This window comes from Saccharopolyspora endophytica, from assembly GCF_018070075.1.
Lineage (GTDB): Bacteria > Actinomycetota > Actinomycetes > Mycobacteriales > Pseudonocardiaceae > Saccharopolyspora > Saccharopolyspora endophytica.
Genome location: NZ_JAGPXE010000005.1, coordinates 132,321 through 146,893 on the forward strand (window position 1 = coordinate 132,321; position 14,573 = coordinate 146,893).

General features: G+C 72.7%; 13 protein-coding genes. 10 read left to right on the top strand and 3 right to left on the bottom strand.

What is annotated here, in order from left to right; all coding sequences use genetic code 11:
- Window positions 1–188 precede the first annotated feature (188 nt).
- The 5 genes from KBO27_RS14290 (at window position 189) to KBO27_RS14310 (ending at window position 5,345) form a co-directional block, all read left to right on the top strand.
- Complete coding sequence (locus KBO27_RS14290) at window positions 189–596, top strand: YbaB/EbfC family nucleoid-associated protein (RefSeq protein WP_246537255.1); 408 nt, start codon at window positions 189–191, stop codon at window positions 594–596.
- A 2-nt stretch (window positions 597–598) separates the two neighbouring features.
- Complete coding sequence (locus tag KBO27_RS14295) at window positions 599–919, top strand: hypothetical protein (RefSeq protein ID WP_210970494.1); 321 nt, start codon at window positions 599–601, stop codon at window positions 917–919.
- A gap of 5 nt (window positions 920–924) precedes the next feature.
- The gene (locus KBO27_RS34575; RefSeq protein ID WP_210970495.1) at window positions 925–2,919 is read left to right on the top strand and encodes a TNT domain-containing protein; all 1,995 of its coding nucleotides are present in this window, start codon (window positions 925–927) and stop codon (window positions 2,917–2,919) included.
- Window positions 2,916–3,218 carry a hypothetical protein gene (locus KBO27_RS14305; protein WP_132619158.1) on the top strand — a complete coding sequence of 101 codons (303 nt, stop codon included), beginning with the start codon at window positions 2,916–2,918 and terminating at the stop codon, window positions 3,216–3,218. The genes KBO27_RS34575 and KBO27_RS14305 overlap by 4 nt, the downstream gene beginning before the upstream one ends.
- A 357-nt stretch (window positions 3,219–3,575) precedes the next feature.
- Window positions 3,576–5,345 (top strand): DUF2339 domain-containing protein, encoded by a 1,770-nt coding sequence (locus KBO27_RS14310; RefSeq protein WP_210970496.1) that lies wholly within the window; start codon window positions 3,576–3,578, stop codon window positions 5,343–5,345.
- A 183-nt stretch (window positions 5,346–5,528) separates the two neighbouring features.
- Here the strand turns inward: KBO27_RS14310 and hisN are convergent, their stop codons facing one another.
- Window positions 5,529–6,302, bottom strand: a complete 774-nt coding sequence (hisN, locus tag KBO27_RS14315; protein ID WP_210970497.1) for a histidinol-phosphatase — start codon at window positions 6,300–6,302, stop codon at window positions 5,529–5,531.
- A gap of 125 nt (window positions 6,303–6,427) precedes the next feature.
- Between hisN and KBO27_RS14320 the strand changes: the two genes are divergently transcribed.
- Window positions 6,428–7,102: a response regulator transcription factor gene (locus tag KBO27_RS14320; RefSeq protein ID WP_210970498.1), complete on the top strand. Its 675-nt coding sequence runs from the start codon at window positions 6,428–6,430 to the stop codon at window positions 7,100–7,102.
- Between the two features lie 6 nt (window positions 7,103–7,108).
- Window positions 7,109–8,383, top strand: coding sequence for a sensor histidine kinase (locus tag KBO27_RS14325; RefSeq protein WP_132672488.1), 1,275 nt, complete (start codon window positions 7,109–7,111; stop codon window positions 8,381–8,383).
- Window positions 8,384–8,385: 2 nt separating this feature from the next.
- On the opposite strand, the gene KBO27_RS14330 is transcribed toward KBO27_RS14325, so the two are convergent.
- Complete coding sequence (locus tag KBO27_RS14330) at window positions 8,386–8,910, bottom strand: GtrA family protein (RefSeq protein WP_132672487.1); 525 nt, start codon at window positions 8,908–8,910, stop codon at window positions 8,386–8,388.
- Between the two features lie 124 nt (window positions 8,911–9,034).
- Window positions 9,035–11,551 (bottom strand): sigma-70 family RNA polymerase sigma factor, encoded by a 2,517-nt coding sequence (locus KBO27_RS14335; protein WP_307870410.1) that lies wholly within the window; start codon window positions 11,549–11,551, stop codon window positions 9,035–9,037.
- 232 nt (window positions 11,552–11,783) lie between these two features.
- On the opposite strand from KBO27_RS14335, the gene KBO27_RS14340 reads away from it, so the two are divergent.
- The 3 genes from KBO27_RS14340 (at window position 11,784) to purE (ending at window position 14,360) form a co-directional block, all read left to right on the top strand.
- A complete protein-coding gene (locus KBO27_RS14340) occupies window positions 11,784–12,551 on the top strand; it encodes a hypothetical protein (protein WP_307870411.1) in 768 nt (255 codons plus the stop codon).
- 71 nt (window positions 12,552–12,622) lie between these two features.
- On the top strand, window positions 12,623–13,807 hold the full coding sequence (locus KBO27_RS14345) for a 5-(carboxyamino)imidazole ribonucleotide synthase (RefSeq protein ID WP_210970501.1): 1,185 nt from the start codon (window positions 12,623–12,625) through the stop codon (window positions 13,805–13,807).
- 64 nt (window positions 13,808–13,871) lie between these two features.
- The gene (purE, locus tag KBO27_RS14350) at window positions 13,872–14,360 is read left to right on the top strand and encodes a 5-(carboxyamino)imidazole ribonucleotide mutase (RefSeq protein WP_210970688.1); all 489 of its coding nucleotides are present in this window, start codon (window positions 13,872–13,874) and stop codon (window positions 14,358–14,360) included.
- Window positions 14,361–14,573: the final 213 nt, after the last annotated feature.

Consider the following 14,573-nt stretch of genomic DNA (forward strand, 5'->3'; position numbering starts at 1 on the left):
GGGTCCTCACAAGCACCCCCCCGCGACCGGCGATTTCGGTGGCGATCAGCACCGGAGGTGGTGAAAAGCGGCCTCGCGCGTGGAACCATCGAAACGTCCGCGCGTCCCACCACCAGGGGCGTCGACGCACGCGGCAGGGGAGGGCAGCGGCAGTGCCGACCGACCACAGGTCTCAAGTGGAAGAGTTGATGGCCGACTACCGGCGGAGTCGGGAGCGGCTGGCCGACACCCGGCGCGACCTCGCCGCCGTCACCGCCACCGCGAGCAGCGAGGACGGCCGGGTGCGGGTCGTCGTCGGCCCGCAAGGCGCGCTGCGCGAACTGGAGATCGCCGACGACGCGACGCAGCGGATGCGTCCGGCGCAGCTCGCGGCCACGATCGTCCGGCTCAGCACCGAGGCCGCTCGCGCCGCCGCCGAACGCGCCGCGTCCGTGCTCTCCGACGTGCTGCCCGCAGGCACCGACCCGGAACTGCTGCTCGGGCCGCCCCCGGAACCGGTGTCGCGCAACGATTCGCGGCGGATCGACGATGATGCCGACGACGAGGACTTCTCGGACACCAGCTGGCTGCAGCAGGGCCCGACGGGACGGACGTGACCATGGGCGGTTTCCGCACCGACACCGAGCGGTTGGCGCAACGGGCAGGTGAGTTCGAGGACCTGGCCGGTCAGGCCCAACGCATCGTCGACACCGTGCGGCAGGCCGTGGAATCCGCGGGCGCCTGCTGGGGCGACGACGAGTTCGGCGAGCGCTTCGCCGCAGCCCACGCACCCCGCTCCGGCGCCGCCCTGGCCGCTGCGGGCGAGTTACCCGGCGAACTGCGCGCGCTCGGCCAGAAGTTCGCCGACACCGCCCGGACCACGCGCCGAACCGACGCCGACAACGCCGACGAACTCCGCCGGCTCACCGGAGAGGGGTGAACGGCGTGGGCATCGAACTCCCGCCGGAACTCCGCGACGTCGCCGCCCGCGCCGGAGCCCGCTGGCCGGCCGCCGACGAAGACCTCATGCGCGACTCCGCCACCGCCTGGCGCGAAGCCGCGACGTCCCTCGACGCGCTCACCCGCGACGCCGACACCGTCGCGCAAGGCGCCCTGAACTCCTTCGACGGCGAAGCCGCCCAGGCCGCGGGCCGGGAGTGGAACGGCTTCATCGCCGACGACGGACCGCTTCCCGCCACCGCGAAGCAGTGCCGGGCCAACGCTGATCGACTCGACCACGCGGCCGAGCAGATCAGCACCGCCAAGGTCGAGCTCGTGCGCGAACTCGTCTCGCTCGCCAAGCAGACCGACGCCGCCGAACAAGCCGCCGCGACCGGAAACCCGCAGGCCCTGGCCGGTCTCGACACCGCGCTCAGCGGCGCGGCCGCCAACGTCGCCCGCGTCCACGAGACGCTGTCCACCGCGCTCGACTCCGGCGTCCCGGCAGCGGCGGAGCAGACCTCCGGTGCTCTGGCGGACGTCGGCGCGGCAGCAGGCCATACGCTGGAACCGGAATCCGCAGTGGACGATGCGGAACCCGGTGATGTCGGTGCTGTGATCGAAGAAGCGGAACGTGGCGTGGCGGAAACAGTCGGTGGTGCCCATGACACCGTCCGCGAAGCGGTTCCGGAAGGTGGGTTCGGCGCTCCCGCCGCTCCGCCCGCGCCGGGCTGGCAGCCCGGGATGGCGGAAGCCGGAACCGGACCGATCCCGGTGATCGGCTCCGGCGGTCACGCCGGGTGGCGTCCCGACGACGCGCCCAACACCGCACCCCAGGCCTCGCACGCGGCCTGGGCGTCCCCGCCCGGCCAGCAGCCGCAGGCACCGGCACCGGGATTCACGCCCCAGCCCCCGCCGCTGCAGCAGCAGGGCGGTTACGCCGTCGCCGGAGGACCCGCCGCCCCGCCGCCCCAGCAGGGCGTGGCCGCCGTGCGCCCACCGCAACCACCCCCGGTCCACCGGGCACCGATGGCCTTCGGGCAGGCCGGACCCGCACCGCAGCCGCCGGGCGGCCAGCCCCAGCACGTCCAGCACCAGCCCGCCTCACACCAGCAGGTCCAGCGCGGAGCACTGCGCCCGCTGCCGCCGCAAGCCCAGCCGCCGCAGTCCCCGGCCGCCCCGGAACCGCAGCAACGACCGCTGCGCCACGGCCCCCGCAACGCCGACGTGGTCGCCTTCGTGCTGCACCAGTTCCCGATCGGCTACATGCCGGTCGCCGCCGACCAGGCCAGCCGCCAGCTGCCGGTGCACGACGCGCCCGAGAACCGCGAAGGGCTGAACTTCCCGCCGCAGGACCACCCCCGCTCCGACCTGGTCGACGACACCGACGCCCTGCGCCGCGCCCAGAACACCGCGCTCTACGAAGAAGCCCGCCGCAACCGCGCCGAACCCCCGGAACCCGCCGAACCCCCGGAGGAACTGCTCGCCACCCACGAACCGCTCGGCGAGCTCAGCGAACTCGACTGGGAACGCCGCTACGAGATCCGCGACGGCGAGCACACCCGGCACCGCTGGCCGCGAGCCGACGAGTTCCCGGAAGGCGGGTTCGAACCCGGTGAGGCCGTCGTGCTGGAACCGGACGCGGTCATCGACCTGTTCGGCACCGGCGACGGACGGCTCTTCTGCGCCGCCGCAACGCCTTTCGCGCACCGCTCGCTGCCCCCAGCCCACGCCGAGCGGGACTACCGGCGCTACCGGCTGCTCCGGCCGCTCCCCGTCTGGCGGTCGGTGGCCGCGCCGTGGTTCGAGCAGCCCGGCCGCGGAGTCTGCTACCGCACCACCTACCCGGCCGCCGACCTCGTCGGACTCGGATACCTGGTGGAACTGACCAAGTCACGGGAGCTGTCGGAGGCCTCCACGCTGCGCCTGGTGCTCACCGGCACCACCGACGGCGAACCGCCCCCGGACCAGCACGATCGGCAACAGGAGAGCCCGCGATGAACAGCGAATCGGTACTCGGCTGGCTGATCGCGATGGGAGTCCCGGAAGAACTGGTCTCCATCGGCGCCGAAGCCGACGACGCCTGGTGCCTGCTGCGCACGGAGTCCGAGAACGGCCCCGGCTGGGAGGTCTTCTGGCGCGAGCAGGGCAATCGCTACGACTGGGCCAGCTTCAGCAACGAGCAGGTCGCCTGCTTCTACCTGTTCGGGCGGCTCACCTGGACTCAGGCCCTGCGCGGTGTGGTCGGGCCGGTCGACGTCACCAACACTCCTCCGCAGGGGACTCCTGTTGTTCGGTGAACTGATCCGTGGTCCCTTTCGCCGGGTGAGTGGCGGAACCTGAGTGTTCGGCCGGTTTACTGCAACTACTCAGTGGTCTTGTTGCTTTGCGGTGCCAGAAGCGGAACCTGAGCGGCTCTCTGGCTCCGGGATCCGAGACTTGTGTATGTCCAATACACGGCGCTACGGCTGTCCTCCCCAGAGAGCCGCTCAGAACCCGCGGCGGTGCCGGTTGCTTTGTGGGGGTAGTGAGAAAGCACCTTCGGTGCTTGCCTGACGGGTGTTGGCATCCGGGTATCCGGTAACCGGGTATGTGGCCTTTGGCATCTGAGTAGTGCTACGGATGTTCGGGTGGCTTGTTGGCTGGAGCATGTCGGCATGTCGCAACCGCACCAGGGGGACACCCTTCAGCTGGTCGCGGGTGAGCTCGCCGCGATCGGGCAGCGCTTGTCGTACCTGGGCAGCGTGCTGCAGACCGAAGCGGCCACCCGGCCCCAGGAAGTTCCCGCGCAACCGGCCGCGCCGCAGCAGCCGCCCGCGGAACCGCTCCCCTCCCACCCGACGCGGGCCGTGGCCGAGCCTCGACGCCGGATCAGGCCGAACCTCGAACCCAGCCGCGTGCTGGCCTGGGTCGGCGGCGGCGTCACCCTGCTCGGCGTGGTGTTCCTGCTGGTCCTGGCCGTCCAGCAGGACTGGCTGGGCCCGGCCGCGCGAGTCTCCGGGGGAGCCGCGCTGGCCGCGCTGCTGATCGCCGCCGGTGGGTGGGTGTACCGCAAGGCCGCCGAGCAGCGCATCGCCTCGATCGCGCTGGCCACCACCGGTTTCGCGGCCCTGTTCCTCGACGTCGTCGCCGCGACCGCGCTCTACGGCTACCTCCCGGCACCCGCCGGCCTGGGCACCGGTCTGCTCGTCGCGATCGGCGGACTCGTCCTCGCCGACCGCTGGCAGGCGCAGCCGCTGGCGATCGGCGTCGTGCTCGGCTCCGCGATCTGCGCACCGATGATCACCCAGGGCGCCGACGCGCTGCTGATCGGCTTCGTCGTGCTGCTGCAGGTCGCCGCCGCCCCCGTCCAGGTGCGACGCGGCTGGGGCGGGCTCGCGCTCGCCGCCGGCATCCCCACCGTGCTCGCCGCGCTGGTCGGCGCGTTCTGGGGACTGGCCTTCCCGAACCCCGTGCTGGTGCCCGCGATCCTGGTCGCCGCCGTGCTGGGCGTCGTCATCGCCGCCGTGACGGCCGGGTTCCGGCCCGCCGCCGAACGCACCGCCATCGGCCTGCTCGTCGCCGCACCGACCCCGTCGTTCCTCGCCGGTCCGATGCTGCTGGAACGCGCCGAGGCCACCGCGACCGGCGCGGGCATGGCGCTGCTGCTGGCCGCGATCTGGGCCGTCGGCCGCTACCTGCCCGCCTTCGCCGCCTGGCTGCCCGGCCGCTTCCTGGCCGCCGTCGGCGCTGTGGCCGTCGTGGCCACCGGGCAGGCGACGATCACGGCTCTGGACGCGTCGAGCTGGGCCACCGGCCTGCTGTGCGAGGCGCTGCTGCTGACCGCCGCCGGACACCTGCTGCGGCGCGGCGGAATCCTGCTCGGCGCCGCCTGCTACGCGGTGTTCGGGTTCTTCCTGGCCCTGGCCAACGAGGTGCCGATCAGCGCGCTGCTGCTCTCCGACGACGAGGGCACCGGCGTGGCCGGTCTCCTCGCCGGCCTGCTGATCGCAGCGGTGGCCGTCGCGCTGCCCACCGCCGGGGTGCGGATCGGGAAGGTCGCGAGCCTGCCGGCCTCGCTGCCGCTGTGGGCCTCGGCCGCGCTGGCGCTGCTGTACGGCACCGCGAGCGCCACGATGGCCGCGTGCCTGCTGGTCAGCGAGTCGCGCGGAGCGTTCCTGACCGGCCACATCCTGATCACCCTGTGCTGGGTGGTGCTCGCGATCGCCCTGCTGCTGCGCGGGGTTTCGGTGCGGCACCTGCGCATCGGCGGCCTCGTGCTCACGGCCGTGTCGCTGGCGAAGCTGCTGCTGTTCGACCTGGCCACGCTCGACGGCTTCGCCCGCGTCATCGCGTTCCTGTGCGCAGGGCTCATCCTGCTCACCGCAGGAGTCGGCTACGCCAGACTCCTCACCCGCCAAGCAGAACCATCGGCTCAGGGCTGGTGAGGAATGCGGCGGTATCCGCTGTTTCAGGTGTGGGACTCAGCTCGCACCGCCGCGGGTTCTGAGGTGGTTCTCCTGTGAGGACGTGTCGGCGTGGTGCATTGGCATGCATGGGTCGGCGCGCCCGGAGCAGGAGGGCCGCCTCAGGTTCCGCTACCGCCGAGCAAGGTGATTCCCCAACAGTTCTCAGCGCTCCAGCAGGTGCAGGGCCTTGTCGTGGAGGTGCCCGTTGGTGGACAGGGCGTTGCCGCCGTCGTAGCGGGCGGCGCCGGAGAGGTCGGTGAACCTGCCGCCGGCCTCCTCCACCAGGATCTGCGCCGCCGCCACGTCCCACGGGTTGACGATCGGTTCCGCGGCGATGTCGATGACGCCCTCGGCGACCAGGCAGTGGTGCCAGAAGTCGCCGAACGCCCGGTTCTCCCAGCAGGCGTCGATCAACCGCAGGTAGGACTCCCGCGAGTGGTGCTCCACCCAGGTGCCCAGGTGCGTCGTGGACACGTAGGCGTCGGCGGTGTCGCGCACCCCGGACACCGAGATCCGCTCGGGCTCGCCCTGACCGGTCCGGCACCAGGCGCCTTCGCCTTCTGCGGCCCACCAGCGCTTGCCCAGGGCCGGGGCGCTGATCATGCCGACCACCGGGCGCTGGTTGTCGACCAGCGCGATCAGGGTGGCCCAGGCGGGCACGCCGCGCAGGAAGTTCTTGGTGCCGTCGATCGGGTCCAGCACCCAGGCGCGGCCGTCGCCGGTCGTGCCGCCGCGCTCCTCACCGGCGACGACGTCACCGGGACGGTGCTCGGCGAGCACCTCGCGCACGGCGTCCTCGACGGCCAGGTCGGCGTCGGTCACCGGGGTGCGGTCGGGTTTGCGGTCGACGCCGAGATCGCGGGCGCGGAAGCGCGCCGTGGTGATCGAGTCGGCAACATCGGCCAGCTGCTGGGCGAGATCGAGATCGCTGGTCACGTCCCCAGACCCTAGTCCGTCGCCCCCGGTGACCTGGCGAGGGCGGTGATCCGCGGAGTCTTCCGGTTCCGCCGAGCCGCACCGCTGGGCGAAGAACCTTCCGCGCAGGCTCTAGTCTGGGACGCGTGAGCGTGGTGTTGCTGGCAGAAGATGATCCGGCCATCGCGGTGCCGCTGTCCCGGGCGCTGCAACGCGAGGGCTACGCGGTGAAGGTGATCGCCGACGGTCCGTCGACGCTGCACACCGCCGCCGAAGGTGGCGTCGACCTGCTGGTCCTCGACCTGGGACTGCCGGACATGGACGGCCTGGAGGTGTGCCGCAGACTGCGCGCGCAGGGCCGCGGGCTCCCCGTCCTGATGCTCACCGCGCGCACCGACGAGGTCGACTTCGTCGTCGGCCTGGACGCCGGTGCCGACGACTACGTGGCCAAGCCGTTCCGCCTCGCCGAGCTGATGGCCCGCATCCGCGCGCTGCTGCGCCGGGGCGCGCCGGAAACGCTGGAGGCCTCCGGGGTGCGCCTGGACCTGACCGCCCGCCGGGTCCTGGTCAACGAGCACGAGGTGCAGCTGGCGAACAAGGAGTACGAGCTGCTGCGGGTGCTGATGCAGCACGCGGGCCAGGTCGTGACCCGCGAGGAGATCCTCGAGGAGGTCTGGCCGGAGTCCGACCGCAAGGGCAGCAAGACCCTCGACATGCACATCTCGTGGCTGCGCCGGAAGCTCAGCGACAGCAACGGCAGGCTGGACGAGACCCGCATCGCCACCGTGCGCGGCGTCGGCTTCCGCTTCAACTCGGACTAGTCGCAGATGCGCCGCCGGATCTTGCAGGCCACCTTGCTGGCGGTGGCCGTCACCACCGTTGTGCTGGGGCTCCCGCTGGGCTTCAGCGCGCTCAAGCTCGTCCAGGACCTCACCGGCGCCGACCTGTCGACGCGGGCGCAGCAGATCGCGACGCTGCTCGACGAGCAGGTCGCCAACCAGCGCCCGATCGACCTCAACGCCGTGCGGCTGGCGGTCCCGGAGGGCGCTCGCCTGGTGGTGCGGACCCAGGCGCACGACTACGTCTACGGGCCCGACCCCGGTGAGGACCCGCTGGTCCAGAGCGTGCCGATGGTGCAGAGCGGCACGGTGACCATCGCCGCGCCCAGCGCTCCGGTGCGCACCCAGCAGCTCCAGGTCGCCGGGCTGGTGCTGATGCTCGTGGTCCTGTCCGCGGGCACCGGCATGATCGTCGCCTCGGTGACGGCGCGACGGCTCGCCGATCCGCTCCGCCACGTCGCGTCGCGGGCCGCGCGGCTCGGCGCGGGTGACTTCCGGCCCGATCCGCAGCGGCACGAGGTGCCCGAGCTCGACCGGGTCGCCGACGCGCTGGACGCTTCCGGCGCGGCGCTGTCCCAGCTGGTGCAGCGGGAGCGCGAGCTCGTCGGGGACGTCTCGCACCAGCTGCGCAGCCGGCTGACCGCGCTGCACCTGAGGCTGGAGGCGCTGGCAGCGGTCGACGACGCCGACGTCTCCGAGGAGGCGGGCGCCGCGCTGGAGCAGGCCGAGCGGCTCTCCGCGGTGCTCGACGACCTGCTGGCGGCGGCGACCGCCGCGCGCGCCCGCGACGCCGAACCGCTCGACGTGACCAGCCTGCTCAACCAGGTCGCCGACGAGTGGCGCGAACCGCTGCGCAACCAGGGCCGCACCTTGCGGCTCAAGATCGGTGACGAGCTGCTGGCGCGCGCCACCCCGGCGCGGCTGCGGGAAGCGATCGGGGTGCTGCTGGACAACGCGCTGCGGCACGGAGAAGGCCCGGTCACGCTCACCGCCAGGCACGGTGGTGGCACGGTGCTCATCGAGGTCTCCGACGCTGGATCGGGCGTGCCGGACGAGCTGGTGCCGCACGTCTTCGAGCGCGGCTTCTCCGGGCACGGCTCCACCGGGGTCGGGTTGGCGCTGGCCAGGGCGCTGGTGGAGGCCGACGGCGGTCGTCTGGAGCTCAGCCAGGCGCGTCCGGCGATGTTCGAGGTGTTCCTCCGGGTCGCGCGCGCCGACGACGTGCTGGGCCTGCTGTGGAAGCCGGAACCCACCCCGCGCTGAGCTCAGCGGGCCAGCGCCGGGTCGTTCTCCGGGGTGTCCTCTTCGTGGTCGGTGGGGAAGACCCACTTGCGGAAGGCCCACCAGCGGAACGCCATCCCCAGCAGCAGCCCGACGATCTGCCCGGAGGTGAAGTCGGCGATCTCCTCGATCAGCCTGCTGGTGTAGGGCGTCTGCAGGTGCAGCACGTAGCGGGAGACCCACAGCGGCGCGGAGTACAGGCCGACGCCGATGCCGCTGATGATGAAGTACAGCGTCGCCTCGTGGTGCCTGCGATGACCGCCGCGCGTGCGGAACGACCAGTCGCGGTTGAGCACGTAGGACACCAGCGTCGCCACCAGCACCGCGATGACCTTCGAGGTCACGGGTTTCGGCGAGAGGATCGTCAGCTTCAGCGCGTAGAAGATGCCCGTGTCGATGAAGAAGGTGATCGCGCCGACGACCCCGAACTTGAGCAGCTCGCGGTACCGCAACGCGAAAGCCCGGTACGGCTGCGGGACCCGCGCGAGTACCGAATCTGCAACGGACACCCCCCAAGTCTACGGAGGGGCCGCGCGTCCCTGGGCCAGGACCGGAGTTCGCCACCTCACTTCCGGCCGCTCGTCCCGGCCCCGATCGGATCGCCGATCGAGGCCGGGACGAGCGCTGAGCAGGTCAGGAACCGGACGTGGTGGTGCTCGACGTCGTGGTGCTCGACGTGGTCGGGCGCGACGTGGTGGACGACGGCGGCGGTGCGGTCGTCGTCGACGGCGGCGTGGACGACGAGCTCGGAGTCGGGCTCGGCGTCGTCGTGGTCGTCGTCGGCGGCGGTGCTGTTGTCGTCGTGGGCGGGACCGCGGTCGGCGACGGCTGCGGCGGCGGGAGCGGGCGCTCGTGCGACGGCGGGCGGCAGTGCCCGTGCCCGTGCTCCCACGGCCGGTCGTGCCCGTTGCCGTGCCCGTGGCCGGGCGGTCGCGGCGGCTCGCCGGTGTGGCCCGGCGGCCACCACGGCGGGCAGTCCGGCCGGGTGCTGGTCGTCGTCGACGTGGTCGTGCCGGTGCTGGTCGGCGGCGGGGTCGGTTCCGGCGGCTTCGGCGGCCACCAGGGCGACCACAGGTGCAGCGCCACGGCCTGCCGGTCGGTCGCCTCGCCCAGCGTCGCGGTGATCGGAACCCAGACGTCGTGCCGGTGACGTCCTTCGACGGCCACCGCGTCCGGGTCGTGCACCGGCCACCACGGGTGGCCCGGGTGATCGCGGTCGCTGGAGACCCACAGCTCCCGGTAGAAGCCCTCGCGCGGCGCTAGATCGTCTTCGGCGCAGGTGACGATTCGACCGACGGCGGTGCAGCCGGTCGGCACGACCTCGGCTTCGGCGCCCTCGGGCAGCTCGGCCACCACTTCCGCGCGACCGGTGCTGGTGCCGGTGTTGCGGACCCCGATCGCGACCCGGCTGATGTCCATCCACGGCTGGTCCCACGCCCAGGCGTGGAGATCGACCCGGTCCACGGGCTTCGGCGGTGCGGGCGGTGCGGGCGGTGGGGGTTGCGGCGCGGGCTGCACGATCACCGGAACCGCGGGCAGCCGCAGGTCGATCTGGCCACCGGCGCTGATGGACACGGTGATCTCGCCGCCGGTCGCCGACTCGTCGGCCCGCACCAGGTAGTCGAAGACCATCGACTCGCCGGGCCGCAGCCCCCGGTCGGTGGTGCAGGTGACGGTGCCGCTCGAACCGTTGCAGCGCACGGCCGGAGCACCGGCCGCCTGGGTCCGCACCGAGGCGCTCTGCGGGGACGTGCTCGCGGGCGTGGTCGACGCGGCTTGGGGCGCGGTGCTCGCCGGGCCGGACACGGCCGCCGGGAGCTGCGCGGTCACGCCCGGAGGCAGCGCCATCGTCGAGGTGAGCGGCACCGAGGGACCGGTTCCGCTGTTGGTCACCCGGATCGGCACCGACACGGGCGCACCCCCGGCGACCAGCTGCAACGGCTGCGAGGGGCCGGTCGCGTTGAGCGAAGGCGTCACGGCCGGAGGAGGCGGCGGGGCGAGCGCCGGTGCGGGTGCGGGAGCGGCGGGCGGCGCCGCGGGAGGAGCCGCCGGAGCGGGAGCCGCAGGCGGTGCGGCCGGGGGCGCCGCAGGTGGCGCGGGAGCCGGTGCCGGCGCGGGCGGTTCCGCGGCGGGCGGAGCCGCAGGTGCCTGCGCGACCGGGATGGACTGGTCGGCGCCGGAGGTCATGGCGACCGCGATCGCGGCGGCCAGCACGGCGGACGCGACACCGGCGGTCACCGCCTGGCGGGGCCCCGAGCTGGCCGCGTCCCCGGCGGCCGCACCGGCACCACCGGCGGCGCCACCGGTGACGAGCGCCCCGGCAGCGGTGCCGCCGGAGGACGCCGCGGCGAGGTAGCCGGTGGCGGTGACGCCCAGGACCAGCGGCGCGATGATGACCCGCAGCGCGCCGTTGACGTCGGCGAGCTCGGCCGCCAGCGCCCGGCACCGGTCGCAGGTGTCGAGATGGGTTTCGACCTGCGCGGTCTCGCGCTTGGACAGGCCACCCCGGGTCCACGCGCCCAGCTTGTCGACGGCGGCCCGGCACTGCTCCACACCGGAGCCGGTGGCTTCCAGCTGACCGAGGTGAACTTGCAGGTACGCCTGCCGGAGCCCTTCCCTGGCGCGGTAGGCCAGCGCGGACACGCCGTTGGGCGTCAGCCCGAGCAGCGGGGCGACCTCGGCGGGCGACTGCCCTTCGATCTCGACGTGCCAGAGCACGGTCTGCCAGCGCTCCGGCAGCCGGGAGAACGCCTGCGCGGCGAGGGTGCGCTCCAACCCGTCGACGGCGGTGTCGGTGAACGGCACGCTGACGTCGGCCCCGGAGACCTCGGCGACGTCGTCGGCCAGCTGCACCTTGCGCTCGCGCCGGGTCCGGTCGTAGGCGCAGTGCCGCAGCGCGGTCAGCAGGTAGGCGCGGAAGGCCGTGGTGGGACCGCGTCCCTCGCGCAGCGTGTCGAGGACCTTGGCGAACGCCTCGGAGACGAGGTCGTCGGCCTCGGCCGCGGACTTGGCGACCTGGCGGGCCATGTTGTAGGCCGCCGCCACGTGCCGCTCGTAGAGCTCGCCGTAGGCCTGCGACGAACCGCCGCGCACCTCTTCCAGGAGCTCACCGTCGCTGGGGCTCTCGACTTCTGCCGGAACAGTCGCCACGCCGCACCTTCCTCCCCGCAGGGGGCATGTCCTCGTCAGTCCTACCTGGGAGCTCGGTTGGCGAAAACCACCTGATGTGGAATTCGCCGAACATTGTGATCCGAATCGTATGGGCAAAGCCAGCGAGTCCACCGTCATGGGCGACCGTCTGCTTCGTCCCGCTCACGAGTAGGCCCAATGGGGAGGGACGTTGAGCATGCGGGACTGGCCACTGAGGTGTGACGCGTCGGCAGTGCGGACGCTGGAGCGAGCGGTGCGCTCGCGCTGGCGGACGGCGAGCCTAGCAGCGGGGTGGCCGTTTCCCAGCGATTGGGAGGTTTCGGCCGTCGAGGCCGTGTGCGCGGCCGTCGTCGCGGGCGACGACCTGTCCGATCCGCTGGCCGAACTGGGCGCGTCGCGCGCGGAATCCGGTGTCGGACTGTCCGGAACGCTGCAGGACCTCGCCGCCCTGCACGCCGTGGCCGGCGGGGACTCCGACGGGCTGGTCTCGGCCGACCCGGACGCGGTGCCCGCATCGCTGATCCGGATCACGGCGCTGGGCTGGGCGGACGCGGTCAGCGGCATGGCGGTCGGCCGCGAGGTCGAGGACCCGCTGACCGGGCTCAACACCGCCGCCTACCTGCGCACCCGGCTGCACGAGGTCTACCGGGAGGCGAGCTCGCGGGACTCCACCGCCGACGAGGACTACGCGCTGATCACCGTGATGCTGGGCGTGTCCACCGACGGCTACCCGCGGATGGTCGCGATGGTGCTCATCGCCGACGTGCTGCGCGCGGTCTTCGACGCGGGCGAGACCACGGCGCTGCTGCGCGCGGCCACGGCGGCGATCCTCGCCCCGCGCACGCCGCAGCTGCGCAGCCGCTGCCAGCAGGCGCAATGGATGATCGAGAACCGGTTGGCCGCGGACCCGGCGCTGCGCGACTGCGGCCAGATCCGGTTCCAGGAGGAGACGCTGCCGGGCGATCACGCGGAGGTGTGCCGGTTGCTCGCCGCGTTGTGACCGCTGTGAACCAGGTCGCGCTAGTCCGTCCCGGTGCAGGTGTGAGGGGTGCGCCGCCTTAGGCTGGGCGGGTGGACCAGCGCACCGGAACCCCAGTTGTCGGCATGATCGGCGGTGGCCAGCTCGCCCGGATGGCGCACCAGGCGGCGATTCCGCTCGGGCAGTCGCTGAAGGTGCTGGCGAACTCGGCGGACGAGTCCGCTGCGCTGGTGGCCTCGAACGTCGAGTTCGGCCACCACACCGACCTGGAGGCGCTGAAGACCTTCGCCCAGGGCTGCGACGTGGTCACCTTCGACCACGAGCACGTTCCCGGCGATCACCTCCGCGCGCTGGAGGCCGCCGGCGTGTCGGTGCAGCCGCGCCCCGACGCGCTGCTGCACGCCCAGGACAAGCTGGTGATGCGTCGCAAGCTCGCCGAGCTGGGCCTGCCGGTGCCGCCGTTCGCCGAGATCACCTCGGTCGACGACGTGCTGAAGTTCGGGGCCGAGCACGGCTTCCCGTGCGTGCTCAAGACCGCTCGCGGCGGCTACGACGGTCGCGGCGTGTGGATGCTCGACTCCGCGGAGGACGCCGAGCGCACCGTCTCCGAGCTGCTCGACGGCGGCGCACCGCTGCTGGCCGAGCAGCGGGTGCCGCTGCGCCGCGAACTGGCCGCGCTGGTCGCGCGCTCGCCGTTCGGTCAGGGCGCGGTGTGGCCGCTGGTGGAGACCGTGCAGGAGGACGGCATCTGCGTGCAGGTGCTGGCCCCGGCCCCGGAGGCCTCGCCGGAGCTCATCGAGCGGGCCCAGGACATCGCCCTCAACGTCGCCGAGTCGCTGGGCGTCACCGGCGTGCTCGCGGTGGAGCTGTTCGAGACCGCCGACGGGCTGGTGATCAACGAGCTGGCGATGCGCCCGCACAACTCCGGGCACTGGACCATCGAGGGCTCCCGCACCTCCCAGTTCGAGCAGCACCTGCGTTCGGTCCTCGACTACCCGCTGGGCAGCACCGAGCAGACCGCGCCCGCCGTGGTGATGGCGAACCTGCTGGGCGCCGAGGTCGAGCCGGCGATGAGCGTCGACGAGCGGCTGCACCACCTGTTCGCCCGCTACCCGCACGCCAAGGTGCACCTCTACGGCAAGAGCGAGCGCCCCGGCCGCAAGCTGGGCCACATCACCGTTCTCGGCGACGACATGGCCGAGGTCCGCGAGCAGGCACGGTTGGCGGCGCACTGGCTCTCCGCGGGCGAGTGGCTCGACGGCCACGAAATCCACTGACGTCCAGCAGCTTTCGACATTCCAGGAGGTCCGCGTGAGTGAGCAGCCGCTCGTTGGCGTGATCATGGGCAGCGACTCCGACTGGCCGGTGATGCAGGCGGCTGGTGAGGCGCTCGCCGAGTTCGACGTCCCCTTCGAGGTCGGCGTCTACTCCGCGCACCGCACGCCGCAGCGGATGCTCGACTACGCGCGCGAGGCCGCCGACCGCGGCATCCGCGTGATCATCGCCGGCGCGGGCGGCGCCGCGCACCTGCCGGGCATGGTCGCCTCGGCCACGGTGCTGCCGGTGATCGGCGTCCCGGTGCCCCTGAAGCACCTCGACGGCATGGACTCCCTGCTCTCCATCGTGCAGATGCCCGCGGGAGTCCCGGTCGCCGCGGTCTCGGTCGGCGGAGCCCGCAACGCGGGCCTCCTCGCGGTCCGCACCCTCGCCACCGACTCCGGAGACCTGGGCACCCGCCTCCGCCACCAGATGGCCGACTTCCAGGCGAACCTCGAAACCCTGGTCCACGAAAAGCACACAGCCCTCCAGTCCAAGGCCAACCAGTCCTGACCCGCGCCCGAGCGCGACCACCCACCGAACCAAACCCCCGGAGCACCCCGGCATTCAGCCACCGGATGACGGCAGTTCCACGCGTCCGGCTGGGCCCCAGCCGAGTTCCCGATTTCAGTGGAAGTCCTCTGCCGGATCTCAGTGGAAATCGGAACCCGGGTTTCCACTGAAATCCGGGATGCCAGGTGACCGCGGCGCCTCTGGACGGTCCCG